The following is a 16,759-nucleotide window of genomic DNA, read 5'->3' as shown; positions in this document are numbered from 1 at the left end:
ACGACGGACCCGGCGCCTTCCGCGGAAGGCGCCGGGTCCGTCGTCGTCTGCCCTCGGAGCCCTGGCGCGGTGGCCCTTCCGCAGGCGCACAGCATCTGAGGAGGGTCTGTCAGAATGGGTGACCGTGAACGACACCGCCCAGCCCGAGCCCGTCCAGCCCGAGCCCGCCGCGTCCGGGACCACCGGCTCCGCCGGGGCGACCCCCCGGCCACGCGTGGTGCTGATCGGCGGGGCGTCCGGCTCCGGCAAGTCGTTCCTCGCCCGCCGCTACGGCCGTCCGCACCTGCCGCTGGACTCCTTCTACCGGCCGCAGTCCGAGGACGCCGCCGAGGGCGGGGACGGCCCGGCCTTCCCGCGCACCCCCTACGGGGAGATCGACTGGGACGACGCCGGCACCTGGAACGGCCCGGCCGCCGTCGAGGCGATCGTGCAGCTGCGTCAGACCGGGACCGCGCAGATCCCGGACTACGACATCTCCACGTCCTCGATCGTGGGCACGGTGCCGTTGCACCTGGAGTACGGGAACGGCTCCGAGGCCGACGCCTCGGGTGCCGCCGCCTCGGGTGCCGGCGGCGTGGGCGGGCCGATCGTGGCCGAGGGCATCTTCGCCACGCAGATGCCGGCCCTGCTCGAGGCGGCAGGGGTGCCCTTCGACGCCTGGTACATCGACCAGTCGCCGGTGACCACCGCCGTGCGCCGCTTCGCCCGGGACGTGGCCGAGCGCCGCAAGCCGATCCCCTTCCTGCTCCAGCGCGGCTGGGCCCTGTTCCGCACGGACGGCGCCCGGAAGCAGGCCGCGGTGGACGCCGGATTCGTGGCCCGCTCCACGGCGGACATGCAGCACGACCTGTTCGCCATGGCCGGTGCCCCCGCCGAGGACGCCTGAGCCCGCGCCGCAGGTCACGGGCGTGGGCGACCGGCCCCGGGCCCTGCCGCCGCCGGCCGTCCGGACGTGCCCGCAGCCGGGTCAGACCGCCAGGTCACCCTGGGACATGCCGCGCTCGGCCGCCCAGTCCGCGTACTCGGCGCGCAGCGCCGCCACGAACTGCTCCACGCTCGCGCCGGGGTGCACGTCCTCGGCCCCGCCCACGGTGCGCGGGTCCATCGGCATGCCGAGCTCCCGGTAGACGTCCGTGAGCACCGCACGCAGCGGCGCGGCGTCCGCGACCACCACGTGGGTGGAGAACAGCCAGGCGCCCTTGACCACACGCTGGGCGGAGCCGGCCAGCTTCACCGGGTGCTCGGGGGCCGGGCCCTGCACGGAGAACTCGCCGGGGCAGTACTCCCCGGGGATCTCTCCCACCGAGGCCGGCACGTCCATGCGGGCGAAGGCGCGCACGAACAGGTCGGCGAACGCGGAGAAGCGTGCCCGCTGCGTCACGGCCGCGTCCTCCTGCAGGCACAGGTGGTCCACCACCACACAGCCGTGGTGGTAGGCCGCCGCCCGTCCGCCGGCCCGGCGGGTCAGGGGTGCGAAGCCGTGGGCCCGGGCCGCCGCTGCCGCCGCCTCGAAGCCGGGCAGCCGCGCATCGCGCTGGCCGAACGCGACCGTCGGCTCGGGCACGTAGACACGGATCAGATCGTCCAGGTCCTTCCCCTCCGCCGCGGCAGTGCGGAAGACGGACAGCTCGCCCATGGCCCAGTCGAGATCCTCGGCGGCCCCCAGGGTCCGCTCCTGCACCGCGCAGCGCAGCCGGCGGACTGCGCTCACAGGCCGCCCTCGGCCGGCCAGGAGCGCAGGGTGAGGGTCTGTTCGACGTGGGCGAAGGGGCCGTCGTCGTCATGGAGGACGGTGCTCGTCAGGCCCACGCCGTCCGGGCCCACGGTGACCTGGCCTGCGAGGCCGAGCCAGTGGCCGCTGGGCTCGCGGTACAGATGGATCTGCAGGTCCACGTTGGGGAAGAACCAGCCGCCGGGCTTCGGCGGCAGGGCCGGGGCGATCCCGTTGGCCGTGTCCGTGAGTCCGATCAGGCGCACCAGATCGCTCGTGGGCTCCCCCGCCACCATCTCCCGGTCCGTGGTGATCCACACCCGGCCGTGGCCCGGCGCGTGACCGGGGACGGTGACGCCCTCGAGGGAGGCGATGTACCCGCCGGCCCACCCCTGGAGCGCGTTCTGCTCCTGCGCTGCAGAGCGCGGCGGGAGGGACTCGTCCGGCAGCTGGGCGACAGCGGAGGTGTCCGAGGTGGACAGCAGCCAGGCACGCAGGGTCAGCACGGTGCGACCCCGGGCCTGGAGCACGGATTCGACCAGCTCGATGGTGCGGCCCGGACGCAGGGTGCGTGTGGTCACCTCCAGCTCCCCGGCCCAGAGTGTGCCCAGAATGTCGTAGGAGAGCCGTCCCACCCGCAGCCCGGGCGTGGTCTCATGCGCGCTCACCTCATGCAGCAGCAGGCCCGAGACCGCGGCCATGTGCATCTCCTCTTCCCGCCACGCGCCCTGGGCGTGCACGGTGGAGCGCACGCGGGAGGTGCGGACGCCGTCGGCATCCACGGTGGGCTCGCCGAGGCGGACGTAGAAGGCCGCCGGGTCGCAGGCGGAGGACTCGGGGGTGGGCGCGTTGTCGGTCATGGGCCTCAGTCTGCCAGAACGACGACGGCCGGTGACGTCCCCGCAGGGACGTCACCGGCCGTCGTGGCTCGGGGCCGAGCCGGCGCTCAGCGGCGCATGACCTTGCGGGCCGCCCAGTTGCCGACCAGCTGCAGGGCCTGGACGAACACGACGACGACGATGACCGCGGTCCAGGTGACCGCAGGACGGAACCGGTTGTAGCCCTCCACGATGGCGAAGTTGCCGATGCCGCCGCCGCCGATGATGCCTGCCAGTGCAGACATGTCCACCAGCGAGATGATCACGAACGTGTATCCGAGGATCAGCGGGCCGAGCGCCTCGGGAAGCATCACGGTGGTGACGATCCGCCACCGTGAGGCGCCCATCGCCCGGGCCGCCTCGATCACCCCGGGGTCCAGGGAGACGAGGTTCTGCTCCACGATGCGGGCGATGGCGAACGTGGAGGCCCAGATCATGCAGAACACCACCGCGGTGTTGCCGATGCCGCTGCCGACCACCGCGATGGTCAACGGCTGCAGGGCCGCGATGAGGATGACGAACGGGATGGGCCGGATCAGGTTCACCACGACGTTGATGGCCAGGTTGACCACCCGGTTCGCGAAGATGCCGCCGGGACGCGTGGTGTAGAGGACGAATCCGAGGACCAGGCCGATCGCGCCGCCGAGCAGGAAGGACCACATCACCATGTAAATGGTGTCCCCCATGGCGGTCCACAGCTCCGGGCCGTAGTAGTCCCAGTCGAGGTTGAGGAAGTCCTGGATCACTGCTGCACCTCCTGCACGTCTCCGGCGCGGCCCAGGTCCGCGAGGAAGTCCTCCACCGCCGTCTCCTCCCCGGTCAGTGACACGGTGAGCAGCCCGTACGCGGAGTCCTTGGTGGCGGACACGCCGCCGTGGACGATCTCGAATCCGACGCCCCGCTGACCGGCCGTGCCGAGTACCGCGGACACCGCGGCGGCGTCCCGCAGGGACACCATGACCAGCCGCCCGTCGGTGCGCCGGCGGATGCGGGCCACCTCCTCCGCATTGGGCCGGTCCTTGAGCGCCGTGGTGACGAAGGACGCGGCATCCGCGGAGTGGTTCGTGCGGGAGAACAGGTCGAACACTCGACCGGATTCCACCACGCGGCCCGCGTCCATCACGGCCACCCGGTCCGCGATGGAACGGATGACCTCCATCTCGTGGGTGATGGCCACGATCGTCACACCGAGCTCCTCGTTGACGCGCCGCAGCACGGACAGGACCTCGGAGGTCGTGGACGGGTCCAGCGCGGAGGTGGCCTCGTCGGCGAGCAGGATCTCCGGCTCGGCGGCCAGCGCCCGTGCGATGCCCACGCGCTGCTTCTGCCCGCCGGAGAGCTGCTCCGGGTAGTGCTTGGCCTTCTCGGCCAGGCCGACGAACTCCAGCAGCTCGGCCACACGCTCCCGGCGCCTGGCCTTCGGCCAGCCGGCGGTGGCCAGGGCGTAGTTCACGTTGCCGGCGACGGTCCGCGAGTGCATGAGGTTGAACTGCTGGAACACCATGCCGATTCGTCGACGCACCGGCCGCAGCTTCGCCTCAGAGAGCGCGGAGACCTCCTCGCCGAGCACCGTGACGGTGCCGGAGGTGGGCTTCTCCAGTCCGTTGATCATGCGGATCAGGGTGGACTTGCCGGCTCCGGAAAAGCCGATGACGCCGAAGACCTCGCCGCGGTGTACGGTCAGGGAGACGTCGTCCACCGCCGTGACCTCGCCGCTGCGCCCGCCGAAGACGCGGCTGACGTGGTCGAAGACGATGACGGGCTCCCCCGGGGCGCCCTCTGCGGTGCGCCCGGGGGCGAGCTGCTTTCGGTCAGGGGTGTGCGCTGCCATGGGCATCAGGAGCCCTGCTCGGCGATCGCGGCCTGGTAGTCCTCGGTGACCCGATCGATCTCGTCCTGCTCCAGCTGCACCGGCACGGAGGTGCCGGAGGAGAGCTCGGCATCCGAGTCCAGGATCTGCTGGTTGTGGTAGAGCTCGGCGAGCTTCTTGTACGTCTCGTCGTCCTTGTCCTCCTGGCGGACCACGAACCCGTTGACGAACGGCTTGGCGGCGTCTGCGGACGGGTCGTCCTGGAACAGGGCGGTGTTCGTGTCGATCCCGGCGTCTGCGGAGAAGTCGTTGTTGATCACCGCGCCCTGCACGGACTCCAGCGCGTTCACGGTCTGCTGCGCGGCCACCGGCTGCACCTTCACGGTGGAGGCGGACTCGTCGATGTCCTTCGGCTCCGGGCGGATCGTGTCGTTCTTGAGCGTGACCAGGCCGGCCTGCACGAGCACGCCGATGGCACGGCCCTGGTTGACGGTGTCGTTCGGGATCGCGACGGTGTCCCCCTTCTGGAAGTCCTCCACGTCCTTGTACTTCTTCGAGTACAGCGGCAGGGGGATGATCTCGGTGGAGCCGATCATCACCAGGTCGCTGCCCGAGGCCTCGTTGTAGTCGGCCAGGTAGGCGATGTGCTGGAACCAGTTCATCTGGATGTCACCGTTCTCCAGCGCCGGGTTCGGCTGGGTGTACTCCGTGAAGTTGCGGATCTCCACGTCGAGGTCCAGCTCCTTCTTGGCAAGCTCCACGAACAGCTTGTTGGTCTCGTTCTCGCCCACGATGCCGATGACGATCTTGCCCTTGCCGCCGTTGGCGGAGTCGTCCTGCGCCTGCGAGTTGCAGGCCGAGAGGGCCAGGGAGCCGACGGCGGCGAGGGAGAGGGCGCCGAACGAACGGCGGGACAGTGCGGGGTGCTGGGACATGGGGGATCTCCTCTGGGACAGGGGGGGAAACGACGCCTGCCCGTCCTCGGCTCGTCCGGGACGGGGTCGGGTGCGGTGCTGAACGGCGTGCCCGGCCGGGGCGGGGACGGAGAGTGCCGACGCCGGTGGGGCCGCGCCTGCGCGGACAGGGCGGAGACGCCCGTGCCGCGCCGGTGTACTTCCTTTCGAGGGTCTGCTCTTGCCCGCCTCCAGCCACCACGCGCGTCCCCGTCGTCGGGGTCCTCCGCGCGGCGGAAGTGGGCCGCTTCTCGGTCCGATACCACCCGTGAACATGGGGTTGGTGAGCGGCTCGTCCTGGGACCACGTGGCCCCGCTTCGCCGGCGGGGCCGTAAGCCGCTTCTCCTGAAGCTGGGCATGATCGTAACGTGTCCACGCGCCGCGCACGGCATTCCGGGCGGCTTCTGGGGGCGCATGTGAGGGATTCCACGCCTGGCACCGGGCTGCATGACGCCGCATGACCTTCCGCAGGGCGGTCGGAGACGACGGCGGCCCGCACCCTCGCGCAGAGGATGCGGGCCGTCGTCGACCGCTCGGTGCCGGGGAGGGCGTGCAGAGCAGGTCAGGCGGGCGGGCTCAGAAGTCCCAGTCGTCGTCTTCGGTGTTCTCGGCCTTGCCGATCACGTAGGAGGAGCCGGAGCCGGAGAAGAAGTCGTGGTTCTCGTCCGAGTTCGGGGACAGGGCGGAGAGGATCGCCGGGTTCACGTTGGTGGTCTCGGCCGGGAACATCGCCTCGTAGCCCAGGTTCATCAGGGCCTTGTTGGCGTTGTAGTGCAGGAACTTCTTGACGTCCTCGGCCAGCCCGACGGAGTCGTAGAGGGCGTGGGTGTACTCGACCTCGTTCTCGTACAGCTCGAAGAGCAGCTCGTAGGTGAAGGCCTTGAGCTCCTCGCGCTTCTCCTCGGGCAGGGTCTCGAGGTTCCGCTGGTACTTGTAGCCGATGTAGTAGCCGTGCACGGCCTCGTCGCGGATGATCAGGCGGATCAGGTCCGCGGTGTTGGTCAGGCGCGCGTGGGAGGACAGGTACATCGGCCAGTAGAAGCCGGAGTAGAAGAGGAAGGACTCCAGCAGGGTGGAGGCGATCTTCTTCTTGTACGGGTCCTCGCCGTCGTAGCGCTCCACGATCAGCGCGGCCTTGCGCTGCAGGTTCGTGTTCTCCCGGGACCAGCGGAAGGCCTCGTCGATCTCCTTGGTGGAGGCGAGGGTGGAGAAGATCGAGGAGTAGGACTTCGCGTGCACCGACTCCATGAACGCGATGTTCGTGTAGACGGCCTCCTCGTGCGGGGTGATGGCGTCCGGGATGAGGGACACGGCGCCGACGGTGCCCTGGATGGTGTCCAGCAGGGTCAGGCCGGTGAACACCCGCATGGAGAGCAGGCGCTCGTCGTCGGTCAGGTTGGACCAGGACTGCGCGTCGTTGGACAGCGGCACCTTCTCCGGCAGCCAGAAGTTGTTCACGAGGCGGTTCCACACCTCGACGTCCTTCTCGTCCTGGATGCGGTTCCAATTGATCGCTTCGACGAGGTGGTGCTGCTGGTCAGTCACGGAGTGCTCATCCTTCGGCGGTACGTGGGGCCGGCTTCTCACACAGGAGAATCGGCGTGTTCTTGCGGCTTCCAGGGTGATCGGCACGCACGGAAGCCCGGCTGTTCGAGTGGTCAGTCTAGGCCGACGGCCGGACACGTCGGGCGTGCCTCGCCGTGGGCGGAACGGGGTGTCCCCGGGGTGTCCCCCAGGGGGTGTGACGGAGGGGCCGGGCGGGTTCTCGCCCGGCCCCTTCCGTGCATCACGACGACGGCCGCCCGCCGCCTTCCGGTGCGGCGGCGGACGGCGCGTGGCCGGCTCAGAGCATGCAGGACACGCAGCCCTCGACCTCGGTGCCTTCCAGGGCGAGCTGGCGCAGGCGGATGTAGTAGATCGTCTTGATGCCCTTCTTCCAGGCGTAGATCTGCGCACGGTTCAGGTCACGGGTGGTGGCCGTGTCCTTGAAGAACAGCGTCAGGGACAGCCCCTGGTCCACATGCTGGGTGGCAGCGGCGTAGGTGTCGATGATCTTCTCGTAGCCGATCTCGTACGCGTCCTCGTAGTACTCGAGGTTCTCGTTGGTCAGGTACGGGGCCGGGTAGTAGACGCGGCCGAGCTTGCCCTCCTTGCGGATCTCGATCTTCGAGGCCACCGGGTGGATCGAGGAGGTCGAGTTGTTGATGTAGGAGATCGAGCCGGTCGGCGGGACGGCCTGCAGGTTGCGGTTGAAGATGCCGTGCTCCATGACGGAGGCCTTGAGCTCGAGCCAGTCCTCGCGGGTCGGCAGGTGGATGTCCGCGTCCGCGAACAGGGCTGCGACTCGCTCGGTGGCGGGCTTCCACTCCTGCTCGGTGTACTTGTCGAAGAACTCGCCGGAGGCGTACGTCGAGTCCTCGAACCCGCCGAACCTCTGACCGCGCTCGATGGCGATCTTGTTCGAGGCCCGCAGCGCGTGGAACAGCACCGCGTAGAAGTACATGTTCGTGAAGTCGATGCCCTCCTCGGAGCCGTAGTGCACCCGCTCGCGGGCGAGGTAGCCGTGAAGGTTCATCTGCCCCAGGCCGATGGCGTGGGAGCGTTCGTTGCCCTTGGCCACCGAGGGGACCGACTGGATGTCGGACATGGTGGACACGGCGGTCAGCGCGCGGATCGCCGTCTCGATGGACAGGCCGAAGTCCGGCGAGTCCATGGTCTTCGCGATGTTCATGGAGCCGAGGTTGCAGGAGATGTCCTCACCGACCTCGGCGTAGGTCAGGTCCTCGTTGTACTGCGAGGCGGAGGAGACCTGCAGGATCTCGGAGCAGAGGTTGGACATGGTGATGCGGCCGGCGATCGGGTTCGCGCGGTTCACGGTGTCCTCGAAGACGATGTACGGGTAGCCGGACTCGAACTGGATCTCCGCGAGGGTCTGGAAGAACTCGCGCGCGTTGATCTTGGTCTTCTTGATCCGGGCGTCGTCCACCATCTCGTGGTACTTCTCCGTGACGGAGATCTCGGAGAACGGCTTGCCGTAGACACGCTCCACGTCGTACGGGGAGAAGAGGTACATGTCCTCGTTGCGCTTGGCCAGCTCGAAGGTGATGTCCGGGATGACCACGCCGAGGGACAGGGTCTTGATGCGGATCTTCTCGTCCGCGTTCTCACGCTTCGTGTCCAGGAAGCGATGGATGTCCGGGTGGTGCGCGTGCAGGTACACGGCGCCGGCTCCCTGGCGGGCGCCGAGCTGGTTCGCGTAGGAGAAGGAGTCCTCGAGCAGCTTCATCACGGGGATGACGCCGGAGGACTGGTTCTCGATCTGCTTGATGGGGGCACCGTGCTCACGGATGTTGGTGAGCGACAGGGCCACGCCGCCGCCGCGCTTGGACAGCTGCAGGGCGGAGTTGATGCCGCGGGCGATGGACTCCATGTTGTCCTCGATGCGCAGCAGGAAGCAGGAGACGAGTTCGCCGCGCTGCTTCTTGCCTGCGTTGAGGAAGGTCGGGGTGGCGGGCTGGAAGCGGCCGGCGACCATCTCGTCCACAAGGTGCTCGGCCATGGCCTGGTCGCCCTGGGCGAGGTGGAGGGCCACCACGGAGACCCGGTCCTCGTAGCGCTCGAGATAGCGCTTGCCGTCGAAGGTCTTCAGCGCATAGGAGGTGTAGAACTTGAAGGCGCCGAGGAAGGTCGGGAAGCGGAACTTCGCCTTGTAGGCACGGTCGAACAGGCCCTTGACGAACTCGAACGGGTACTGCTCGAAGGTCTCGGACTCGTAGTAGTCGTTCTCCTGCAGGTAGGTCAGCTTCTCCTCGAGGTCGTGGAAGAAGACCGTGTTGTTGTTGACGTGCTGCAGGAAGTACTGCCGCGCGGCGGCGTGGTCGGCCTCGAACTGGATCTTGCCGTCGGGGCCATACAGGTTCAGCATGGCGTTGAGCTCGTGGTAGCCCAGACCCTGCCACTCCGGCGGCAGGTGCTTGGCCTGCTGGATGAGGTCCTGCTCGGTGACGGTCATCAGAAGATCCCTTCCAATCCTTCGCGGACGCGGGTCACGTCGTCCGACGTGCCCATGAGTTCGAACTTGTACATCAGGGGCACCTGACACTTGCGGGCGATGATGTATCCCGCGAGGCAGTACCCCTCGTTGAAGTTGGTGTTGCCGCTGGCGATCACGCCCTGCAGCAACCTCCGGTTCCCCTCGACGTTGAGGAACTTGATCACCTGCTTGGGGACCGCCCCCTTCCCGTCTCCCCCGCCGTAGGTGGGGGTGAGCAGGACGAACGGGGCGGTGGCCTCCAGCGTCGGCTCCTTCGTGATCAGGGGCAGCCGCGCCGTCTGACCCTCGGGCAGGGCGAGCTTCTGGACGAAGCGGTGCGTGTACCCGGACGCCGAGGAGAAGTAGATGAGCCGGGCGTCCGTGGGGACGAGTCCCTGCGCTGCGGCAGATCGGATGTGGTGGAGGTCCGCGCCTCGGGTCATCTGCACCGCGTTGCCACTCAAGCGACTGAGGTGGCGGCGGCCTGGGCCAGCTCCTCGATCTTGTCCGGGCGGAAGCCGGACCAGGAGTCGGACTCGGTCATGACGACCGGTGCCTGCATGAAGCCGAGGGCCCGAACCTGCTCCAGGGCCTCCGGGTCCTGGGACATGTCGACGGTCTTGTAGGCGATGCCCTTCTTGTCCAGCGCACGGTAGGTGGCGTTGCACTGCACGCAGGCCGGCTTGGTGTAGACGGTGACGGTCATCTGCATCCCTTTGCTTCTCATCCGACGGGCCCCGACTGGGGCTCACATCGGTCCCGGAGCGGAATCCGGGGATTCGTGCTTTCGTTCCCATCGATACTACATGTGGTGATCGGCGGGCGCGACCATCCCTAGATGTAGTGCTTACACGGATGTCATTCATCGTTCACACTCTCTCCACACCCCATCCACACTCCCGGCCGACCACGATCCGCGCGAACACGCGGATCGGGCCGCTTCGACCCCACGCTGTCCACAGCCGGTGGACGGGCACAGTGCACATCTGCACACGCCTTTCAGCGATGTCCACCACTCAAAACGTCGGCGTGTCTGCATGGTCCGGACACTAGATGTAGGCCCGGACAGGACAAGGACTCCCCCGCGGCGCCTGTCGACCCGCCGCCCTCGGCCGAGGACTGACCATGCTCTGCCCCTCCCGATCGTCGGCGGGGCCGGACAGGGACGGCCGAGGGCCGCCACCGTGGCTCCCATCAGCTCACGACGACGGCCCTCTGCCTTCGACGGGCGGCGAGGGGAATCGCCTCTCCCGCCGGATTCGTGACGGCGTGGCCCTCAGGCCATGCCGAACCTACGGCGCAGCGCCACCAGGCCGGTCGCCCCGCCCAGACCTGCCAGCGCGAGGCCGCCGGCAGCGGAGCCACCGGTCTCCACCTTGTCCGGGACGGTGTGACCGTCGTCCGCCGGCTCGTTCGGGTCCTCGAGCTGCGTGTCCCTCAGGAGAAGCTGCGGCGTCATGTCCTTCTTGTCCTCGGCGCTCATGCCGGCCACCGGGACGGCGCCGTCCAGCGTCGCGTCGTAGGTCTTCTGGGTCATCGGGTCGATCAGGCTGAGCCTCCTGTAGGTCTTGCCGTCCGGGCCGACGCCCTCGGCCTCGATCCAGCTCAGGTCCGACTCTCCGGACAGGGTGCTGACGTTGGTCCCGTAGTGTCTGCCGGATTCGAACCCGTGCAGCGGGAACACGCTCGGCGTGTGCTCGGTCCATTCGACTTCGTCGGCGGGCACATAGTGCGTCCCGGTGGCGGTGGCGTCGTCGCTCTGCCAGCGGAACGGCATCCACTCGCGGACGTCGCTGGTGAAGGCCCAGCCGCCGCCGTCGAGGAAGCCGCGGTCGTTCATGTTCATGGGGACCGCGGTCCAGTGGACGTCGATCCAGAGCGGCCCGGACTCGGTGTTGGTGTTCTCGCACCGGTGGTCCACGGGCGTGCCGCCCTTCGCCATGTCCAGGGTCGCCACCACCTCGGCGGTGCCGTCGACCGTGACGGTGACGTCCACCTCGCCGACGTGGCTGGTGTCTGTGCCCTCCTCGAGCCCGAGCGCGTCGCCGAGGTCACTGGTCCACACGGTGCCGACCGGGCCCTCGAAGCTGAACGGGACCTCCACCGGCTCGGTGTCGGCGCCGCGGGGCACCGCGGTGAACGTCACCTGGTCCGCGGTGACGGCGCCCTCCTGACCGGGACCGCGCTGCAGTGCGAACACGATCTGGTGGGCGCTGCGCAGTCGCCCGGTGGAGTCGGGCTCGCCGACGCCCTTGCCCGTGGTGGAGCCCACGAAGCAGCCCCAGACGGCGGGGTCTCCGATCCCACCCACCGGGCCGGGTTCCGGGTTGCCGCCCTGGGTGCCGGCGGTCTCGGCACCGGCTCCCGGTGCCAGCATTGCTGCGGTCAGGGCCAGCGCCCCCATGCCGAGGGCGGTGCGGGGGCCGATGGTCGTCGCGCGGGTCATGGTGCTTCACTCCCATGGATGTCCGAGTGACCGCGGCCGGTCTGGCGCGGCCGAAAGGAACGTGCCCCATGTCACATGTCCCCTCCGCCTCTCAGCCTAGGAATCCGGTGAGCAGATGCCAGGGGAACACCGACATCGCAACAACCCTGTCACCTACGACACAGAACGGTCACGCCCGGTCCGTCTCCCGCGCGATGAGCCTCGCCAGCGGTCCGCCGCGCTTCAGGTCCTCGGGCCGCCCACAGGCCACGATCCGGCCGGCGTCCAACACCACCACCTGGTCCGCGGCGTCCAGCCCGGCCGAGGTGTGCGTGGCCTCCACGATCGTCGCCTCCGGCAGCGCCGCGCGCAGGCCGGCGCGCACCGCCGCGGCGGTCTCGGGGTCCAGGTGGGAGGTGTACTCGTCCAGCAGGAGCACCCGCGGGCGGGCCAGCACGGCCCGGGCCACGCCGAGCCGCTGACGCTGCCCGCCGGACAGCCGCCGGCCCTGCTCCCCGACCTCGGTGTCCAGTCCCCCGCGCTCCCGCACGGCCTCGGCCAGCTGTGCCGCCTCGAGCGCCTCCCACAGCCGATCATCGCCGGCCCGGGGCGCAGACAGCCGGAGGTTCTCGGCGATGCTGCCGCGGAACAGCGTGGTCTGCTGGGTCACGTAGTGCGTGGCCGTCCTCAGGTCCTCCAACGCCACGGCGGACACCGGAACCACGGCCCCCTCGGCTCCGGTCAGCGCGACCGTGCCGGCCGTGGCGTCGTCGTGCCGGGCAAGCAGGCGCAGGATCGAGGACTTGCCGGAGCCCGAGGCGCCCATCAGCGCCGTGTGACTGCCGGCCGGGACCTCGAGCGTGATGCCCGCCAGGGCCGTCGCACGCGCCTCGGCCTCGGACGGATACGCGTAGTCCACGTCCTCTACCCGCACCCCCAGAGACCCCGCGGGCACCGGCACCGGCGTCGGCGGATCCGCCACGTCGGGGGCCGTCACGGCGATCTGGTGCACACGGCGCGCCGCGGCCATCGAAGCGTCCAGCGTCCCGGCAAACCCACGCACGCCGGCGGTCGCGTCGAACAGCGCCCACACCATCGCGGTGAAGGCGGCCAGCGGCACCAGATCCGCCCCGGACGACGCACCGGCCGCCACCACGGCCGGCAGCGTGGCCAGGGACACCGCCTGGGCGGCCCCCTCCCGTGCCACGGCCCACCGGCCGCGGACGGCACCGTCGGCCTGCAGCGCCTCGTCCAGCGACGCCGTCTCCTCCAGCCGACGATCCACATGGCCGTAGCCGGTCACCTCGGACATGCCCTGCACCGAGTCGGTGACGTGCTGAGCGATCTCGCCACGCCGCGCGTTGGCCGCGTCGGCTCCGCGCTGGCTCGCCCGCACGCCCAGCGCCGGGACCACGACCACGGACAGGCCCAGCCCGACCCCCGCCGCCAGCGCCGCCGGCCCGCCGACCTGCGGTCCCATCACGGCCAGGACCAGCGCGGGCATCGTCACCGCGGTCACCGCCGGTGCCAGGGTGTGCGCGAAGAACACCTCGATCCGGTCGACGTCCTTGGTCGCCCGCGTCAGCAGGTCACCCGAGGAGGCGTTCCGCGCGGCCTGGTGCGCCAGGGGCACCAGCGCGCGGTACAGGCGCACGCGCAGCAGCTCGAGCGCCTTGAACGCCACCCAGTGGCCCAGGAAGTGCTCGAGGTAGCCGGCCACGGCCTTCACCAGGGTCAGCCCGGCCAGCACGCCGATCAGCGTCCACACCGTCCCGGGCAGCCATGCCGGCGTCGGCCCGTCGACCGCCAGGGACGCGATCGCCCCGGCGCCCACGCCCAACAGCGCCGCCGCCGCGGCGAAGTAGACGTGCCGGAACAGCACCGAGCCGGCCAGCGGCCACAGCACCGGGGCCGTGGCGCGGATCAGCCAGCGGCCCACCTCTACCAGCGGGGCCGTCCGCGACTGCGCCGTCGTCGTCATCGCCGCTCCTGCTCCACCCGTCCGCTGCGCACGCGCACGGCACGGCCCGTCACCAGGGCGGGGCGGTGCGTCGCGAGCACCACGGTGGCCCGCTCCCCCAACCGCTCGATCGCCTGCTCGATCACAGCCTCGGACTCCAGGTCGACCTGGCTCGTCGGCTCGTCGAGGATCACCAGGGGTCGGCCGGCCAGGAACGCGCGGGCCAGGGCGATCCGCTGGCCCTGACCGCCGGAGACGCCCAATCCGCGCTCGCCCACGGGTGTGTCCAGTCCCTGCGGCAGCGTGCGCGCCCAGCGCGCCAGGTCCACCTGCTCGAGGGCGTCCCAGAGCTGTTCGTCCGTGGCCCCCGGTGCGGCGATGCGCAGGTTCTGCGCCAACGACGCCCGGAACAGCCACGTGTGCTGCTGCACCACGGCGGAGGCCGCACGCACCTCGTCCTGGGTCGCCGCGGTCAGCGGGACGCCGTTCACGTGCACTGTGCCCGAGGCCGGCAGCAGGTCCCCGGCGAGCAGGCCCAGCAGCGTGGACTTGCCCGAGCCCGAGGTGCCCAGCAGCGCCGTGGTCTCCCGTTCGGCCACGGTCAGGTCCACGTCCGTGAGCACCGGCCTGTCCGGCTCGTAGCAGAAGTCCACGCCCTGCACGACGACGGCCCCCTCCTGCGCAGGATCGCCTCGCATCGGCGCAGGCTCGGCCGGGGACGACGCGGCAGGAGCCGTCTCGGCCGGGGTGCCGGGCCGTCTGGCATCCGGTCTGCCACCGGGGTGAGCGTGCCCGGCAGGCACCACGCCGCGGTCCACGAAGGCGGTCATCATCCGTTGCCCGGCCCGACCGGCCATGCCGATGTAGAAGAACCCGCCGATCTGCTTCATCGGCGCGGTCAGCTGAGTCGACAGGAGCACCAGGGCGAGGGCCCCTGCCACAGTGACGGCGCCGTCGTCGTGCCTGACCCAGGCGAGCAGCACGGCGGCGGAGACCATGAACAGGGAGAACACGGACTCGGTGACGAACAGGATGAGCTGGTTCCGCGCCAGCAGGGACATGGTGGCCCGTCGGTTCTGCTCGCCGGCGGCCTGAAGGCGGTCGCCCACACGGCCGGCCGCACGCAGGCCCACGAGCGTCGGCAGGCCCTGGATCGCCTCCAGGAACTGGCCGGCCAGCCGCATGCGCATCTCGCGGGACGCGGCGGACACGCCCGCCACGAGGCGGCGGAACCCCATGATCGCCAGGGGGATCACCGGGACCAGCAGGAGCAGCACCAGGGCGGAGAGCCAGTCCACGAAGACCGCTGCCAGCAGGATGGTCAGCAGCGGCGCCAGCACCGCGCCCACCAGGCGGCCGACGTAGCCCTGGCGATACTCGGTCACGCGCTCCACGGAGTCGGTCATCATCGCCACGAGCCGGCCGGTCTGCGCACCGGTGAAGCGCGCCGGGCCGAGGGCGAAGGCACGGCGCAGCAGCGCCCCGCGCAGGCGGCGGGACTCGGCGGCGATGCTGCGCCCCTGGACGGCATGCGAGCCGGCCTCTGTTGCCGCCGCCACGAGCGCTGCCGCCACGGCGGCGGCCACCACGGGGACGGACACCTGCGCGGAACGGTCGAGGGCGTCGGCGAGCAGCCGGCCCACGCAGAGCATCACGGCGCCGACCGCCACCGTGCGCAGCGCCTCGCAGGCGACCTGGACACGGACGGCCGGCGCACCGGGGGCGAAGAGCGGGTGAGCGGGCATGGGGTCCATCGTAGGTCGGCCGCACACCCGGTCCGCGCCGGCCTCAGCAGAGACGCCGCGGACCCGTGCCGGGTCGGCACGGGCCCGCGGCGTGTGCAACGCCGTCGCCGCCGAGGCTCAGTCGTCGTCGTCCTCGTCGTCGTTCGACGGGGAGTCGGAGTCGGCCGGGCTCGGAGACGGCGAGGAATCCGCGGACCTGTCCGCCCTGCGTCGGTCGCGGTCGTCGCCGTCCTCGCTCTCGTCGCTCTCCGACGGAGACGGGCTGGGCGGGTCCGGCTTGAAGGTGACCGGGCCGTCGTCGTTGTTGATGGAGGCGGGGGCACTCTTCGGGTTCGGCTCGTGGTCACGGCTGCCGCCGATGATCACGCCCATCTCACCCAGCAGCTGCTGGACGTCGTCGATGACGCGGGTCTGGTCCTCGGAGATCTCCTCGGCGAGGTCCTTGGCGTCCTCGTCCTCGCCCTCCTCCACCTGGGTGTTCGCGATCATCACCGAGCCGAAGTGCAGACGGTGCATCTGCATCAGGTACAGACGGCCGGCGTCCTCGTCCGTGGCGGACTCGAGGGCGCGCTTCTCCTCCGAGGTCAGCAGGCCCGCACGGCGGTCCGCGGCGGCCTGCTGGTTGGCCTCCATCAGCTCCTCCTCGGAGGGACCTGTGGCGAAGCCGCTGGGGGTCGGTGTCGGGTTGGCCTCGGCGACGGCCTCGGCGTCCTCCTCGGTCTCCACGCCCCAGTCCTGGAGCAGACCGTCCAGGCGGTCGATCAGCTCGGGACGGCGGTCGGTGACGGCGCGGGCGAACCGGCGCGCCTCCTCGTCCACGCCGTCGCCCTTGTCCAGCAGCAGCTGCGAGTACTCCACGGCCTGACGCTGGTTCCTCAGCATGGTGGACGCGAAGACGATGTCCTGCCGCCGCTGGGCATCCTGGGTCGGGCTCGGCGAGGGCAGGCCGCCCTCGGACGCCGTGGCGGTGGCCGCGGCGGCACGCTCGCGGGCGGACTGGGCGCTGTCCAGGCAGCCGGTCAGACCGAACGCCAGCGCCACGGAGCCGAGGCCGACCGCGAACGTCCGGAGGGGACGGCGGAAGGCGGGGCGGATGCTCGGCTGCTGCATGGCGGGGTTCCTCTCGGCTGGCGGGGCCGCCGCATCGACGTGCGGCCCCGACGGCGGATACGCCGCCGTTCACTGGAAACGGTACGTCGTGACACCCGCCCGGGGAAAACGGCGCGCCCGGTCCGCGACCGTC

The 16,759-nt window shown here is 70.4% G+C and carries 14 protein-coding genes; 1 reads left to right on the top strand and 13 read right to left on the bottom strand.

From position 1 onward, the window contains the following. Nucleotides 1-124 precede the first annotated feature (124 nt). Nucleotides 125-886: a uridine kinase family protein gene (locus tag MLY01S_RS05700; RefSeq protein WP_245232071.1), complete on the top strand. Its 762-nt coding sequence runs from the start codon at nucleotides 125-127 to the stop codon at nucleotides 884-886. An 81-nt stretch (nucleotides 887-967) separates the two neighbouring features. On the opposite strand, the gene MLY01S_RS05695 is transcribed toward MLY01S_RS05700, so the two are convergent. The 13 genes from MLY01S_RS05695 to MLY01S_RS05635 form a co-directional block, all read right to left on the bottom strand. Further along, complete coding sequence (locus tag MLY01S_RS05695) at nucleotides 968-1,711, bottom strand: lipoate--protein ligase family protein (RefSeq protein WP_067190146.1); 744 nt, start codon at nucleotides 1,709-1,711, stop codon at nucleotides 968-970. After that, on the bottom strand, nucleotides 1,708-2,571 hold the full coding sequence (locus MLY01S_RS05690; RefSeq protein ID WP_067190144.1) for a thioesterase family protein: 864 nt from the start codon (nucleotides 2,569-2,571) through the stop codon (nucleotides 1,708-1,710). The genes MLY01S_RS05695 and MLY01S_RS05690 overlap by 4 nt, the downstream gene beginning before the upstream one ends. Nucleotides 2,572-2,657: 86 nt before the next feature. Then, entirely contained in the window at nucleotides 2,658-3,335 is a 678-nt protein-coding gene (locus MLY01S_RS05685) for a methionine ABC transporter permease (RefSeq protein ID WP_087133464.1), read from the bottom strand. Continuing rightward, complete coding sequence (locus MLY01S_RS05680) at nucleotides 3,332-4,420, bottom strand: methionine ABC transporter ATP-binding protein (RefSeq protein WP_082739764.1); 1,089 nt, start codon at nucleotides 4,418-4,420, stop codon at nucleotides 3,332-3,334. Before MLY01S_RS05680 ends, MLY01S_RS05685 begins: the two co-directional genes overlap by 4 nt. Nucleotides 4,421-4,425: 5 nt before the next feature. After that, nucleotides 4,426-5,334, bottom strand: coding sequence for a MetQ/NlpA family ABC transporter substrate-binding protein (locus MLY01S_RS05675; protein WP_067190142.1), 909 nt, complete (start codon nucleotides 5,332-5,334; stop codon nucleotides 4,426-4,428). A 595-nt stretch (nucleotides 5,335-5,929) separates the two neighbouring features. Continuing rightward, complete coding sequence (nrdF, locus tag MLY01S_RS05670; RefSeq protein ID WP_067190140.1) at nucleotides 5,930-6,898, bottom strand: class 1b ribonucleoside-diphosphate reductase subunit beta; 969 nt, start codon at nucleotides 6,896-6,898, stop codon at nucleotides 5,930-5,932. A gap of 298 nt (nucleotides 6,899-7,196) precedes the next feature. Continuing rightward, nucleotides 7,197-9,365, bottom strand: coding sequence for a class 1b ribonucleoside-diphosphate reductase subunit alpha (gene nrdE, locus MLY01S_RS05665; protein WP_067190138.1), 2,169 nt, complete (start codon nucleotides 9,363-9,365; stop codon nucleotides 7,197-7,199). Further along, nucleotides 9,365-9,829, bottom strand: a complete 465-nt coding sequence (gene nrdI / locus MLY01S_RS05660) for a class Ib ribonucleoside-diphosphate reductase assembly flavoprotein NrdI (protein WP_067190169.1) — start codon at nucleotides 9,827-9,829, stop codon at nucleotides 9,365-9,367. The genes nrdE and nrdI overlap by 1 nt, the downstream gene beginning before the upstream one ends. Before the next feature lie 17 nt (nucleotides 9,830-9,846). Further along, the gene (gene nrdH, locus MLY01S_RS05655) at nucleotides 9,847-10,092 is read right to left on the bottom strand and encodes a glutaredoxin-like protein NrdH (protein ID WP_067190167.1); all 246 of its coding nucleotides are present in this window, start codon (nucleotides 10,090-10,092) and stop codon (nucleotides 9,847-9,849) included. A gap of 570 nt (nucleotides 10,093-10,662) precedes the next feature. Further along, nucleotides 10,663-11,832 (bottom strand): hypothetical protein, encoded by a 1,170-nt coding sequence (locus MLY01S_RS05650; RefSeq protein ID WP_067190136.1) that lies wholly within the window; start codon nucleotides 11,830-11,832, stop codon nucleotides 10,663-10,665. A gap of 169 nt (nucleotides 11,833-12,001) precedes the next feature. Continuing rightward, complete coding sequence (locus tag MLY01S_RS05645; RefSeq protein WP_067190134.1) at nucleotides 12,002-13,792, bottom strand: amino acid ABC transporter ATP-binding/permease protein; 1,791 nt, start codon at nucleotides 13,790-13,792, stop codon at nucleotides 12,002-12,004. Further along, nucleotides 13,789-15,516 carry an ABC transporter ATP-binding protein/permease gene (locus tag MLY01S_RS05640; protein ID WP_067190132.1) on the bottom strand — a complete coding sequence of 576 codons (1,728 nt, stop codon included), beginning with the start codon at nucleotides 15,514-15,516 and terminating at the stop codon, nucleotides 13,789-13,791. Before MLY01S_RS05640 ends, MLY01S_RS05645 begins: the two co-directional genes overlap by 4 nt. A gap of 117 nt (nucleotides 15,517-15,633) precedes the next feature. Then, the gene (locus tag MLY01S_RS05635) at nucleotides 15,634-16,626 is read right to left on the bottom strand and encodes a DUF305 domain-containing protein (RefSeq protein ID WP_067190130.1); all 993 of its coding nucleotides are present in this window, start codon (nucleotides 16,624-16,626) and stop codon (nucleotides 15,634-15,636) included. Nucleotides 16,627-16,759 lie beyond the last annotated feature (133 nt).

It is taken from the genome of Micrococcus lylae NBRC 15355 (assembly GCF_001570885.1).
GTDB lineage: Bacteria > Actinomycetota > Actinomycetes > Actinomycetales > Micrococcaceae > Micrococcus > Micrococcus lylae.
Note: the sequence above shows the minus strand (reverse complement) of the source record. Positions and strands in the feature narration are given on the sequence as shown.

What these genes read in the sequence shown, in the direction of transcription:
- nrdI (WP_067190169.1), bottom strand. Translation starts at nt 9,829, where the DNA reads ATGACCCGAGGCGCGGACCTCCACCACATCCGATCTGCCGCAGCGCAG.
- MLY01S_RS05680 (WP_082739764.1), bottom strand. Translation starts at nt 4,420, where the DNA reads ATGGCAGCGCACACCCCTGACCGAAAGCAGCTCGCCCCCGGGCGCACC.
- MLY01S_RS05635 (WP_067190130.1), bottom strand. Translation starts at nt 16,626, where the DNA reads ATGCAGCAGCCGAGCATCCGCCCCGCCTTCCGCCGTCCCCTCCGGACG.
- MLY01S_RS05690 (WP_067190144.1), bottom strand. Translation starts at nt 2,571, where the DNA reads ATGACCGACAACGCGCCCACCCCCGAGTCCTCCGCCTGCGACCCGGCG.
- MLY01S_RS05650 (WP_067190136.1), bottom strand. Translation starts at nt 11,832, where the DNA reads ATGACCCGCGCGACGACCATCGGCCCCCGCACCGCCCTCGGCATGGGG.
- MLY01S_RS05645 (WP_067190134.1), bottom strand. Translation starts at nt 13,792, where the DNA reads ATGACGACGACGGCGCAGTCGCGGACGGCCCCGCTGGTAGAGGTGGGC.
- nrdE (WP_067190138.1), bottom strand. Translation starts at nt 9,365, where the DNA reads ATGACCGTCACCGAGCAGGACCTCATCCAGCAGGCCAAGCACCTGCCG.
- MLY01S_RS05675 (WP_067190142.1), bottom strand. Translation starts at nt 5,334, where the DNA reads ATGTCCCAGCACCCCGCACTGTCCCGCCGTTCGTTCGGCGCCCTCTCC.
- MLY01S_RS05640 (WP_067190132.1), bottom strand. Translation starts at nt 15,516, where the DNA reads ATGCCCGCTCACCCGCTCTTCGCCCCCGGTGCGCCGGCCGTCCGTGTC.
- nrdH (WP_067190167.1), bottom strand. Translation starts at nt 10,092, where the DNA reads ATGACCGTCACCGTCTACACCAAGCCGGCCTGCGTGCAGTGCAACGCC.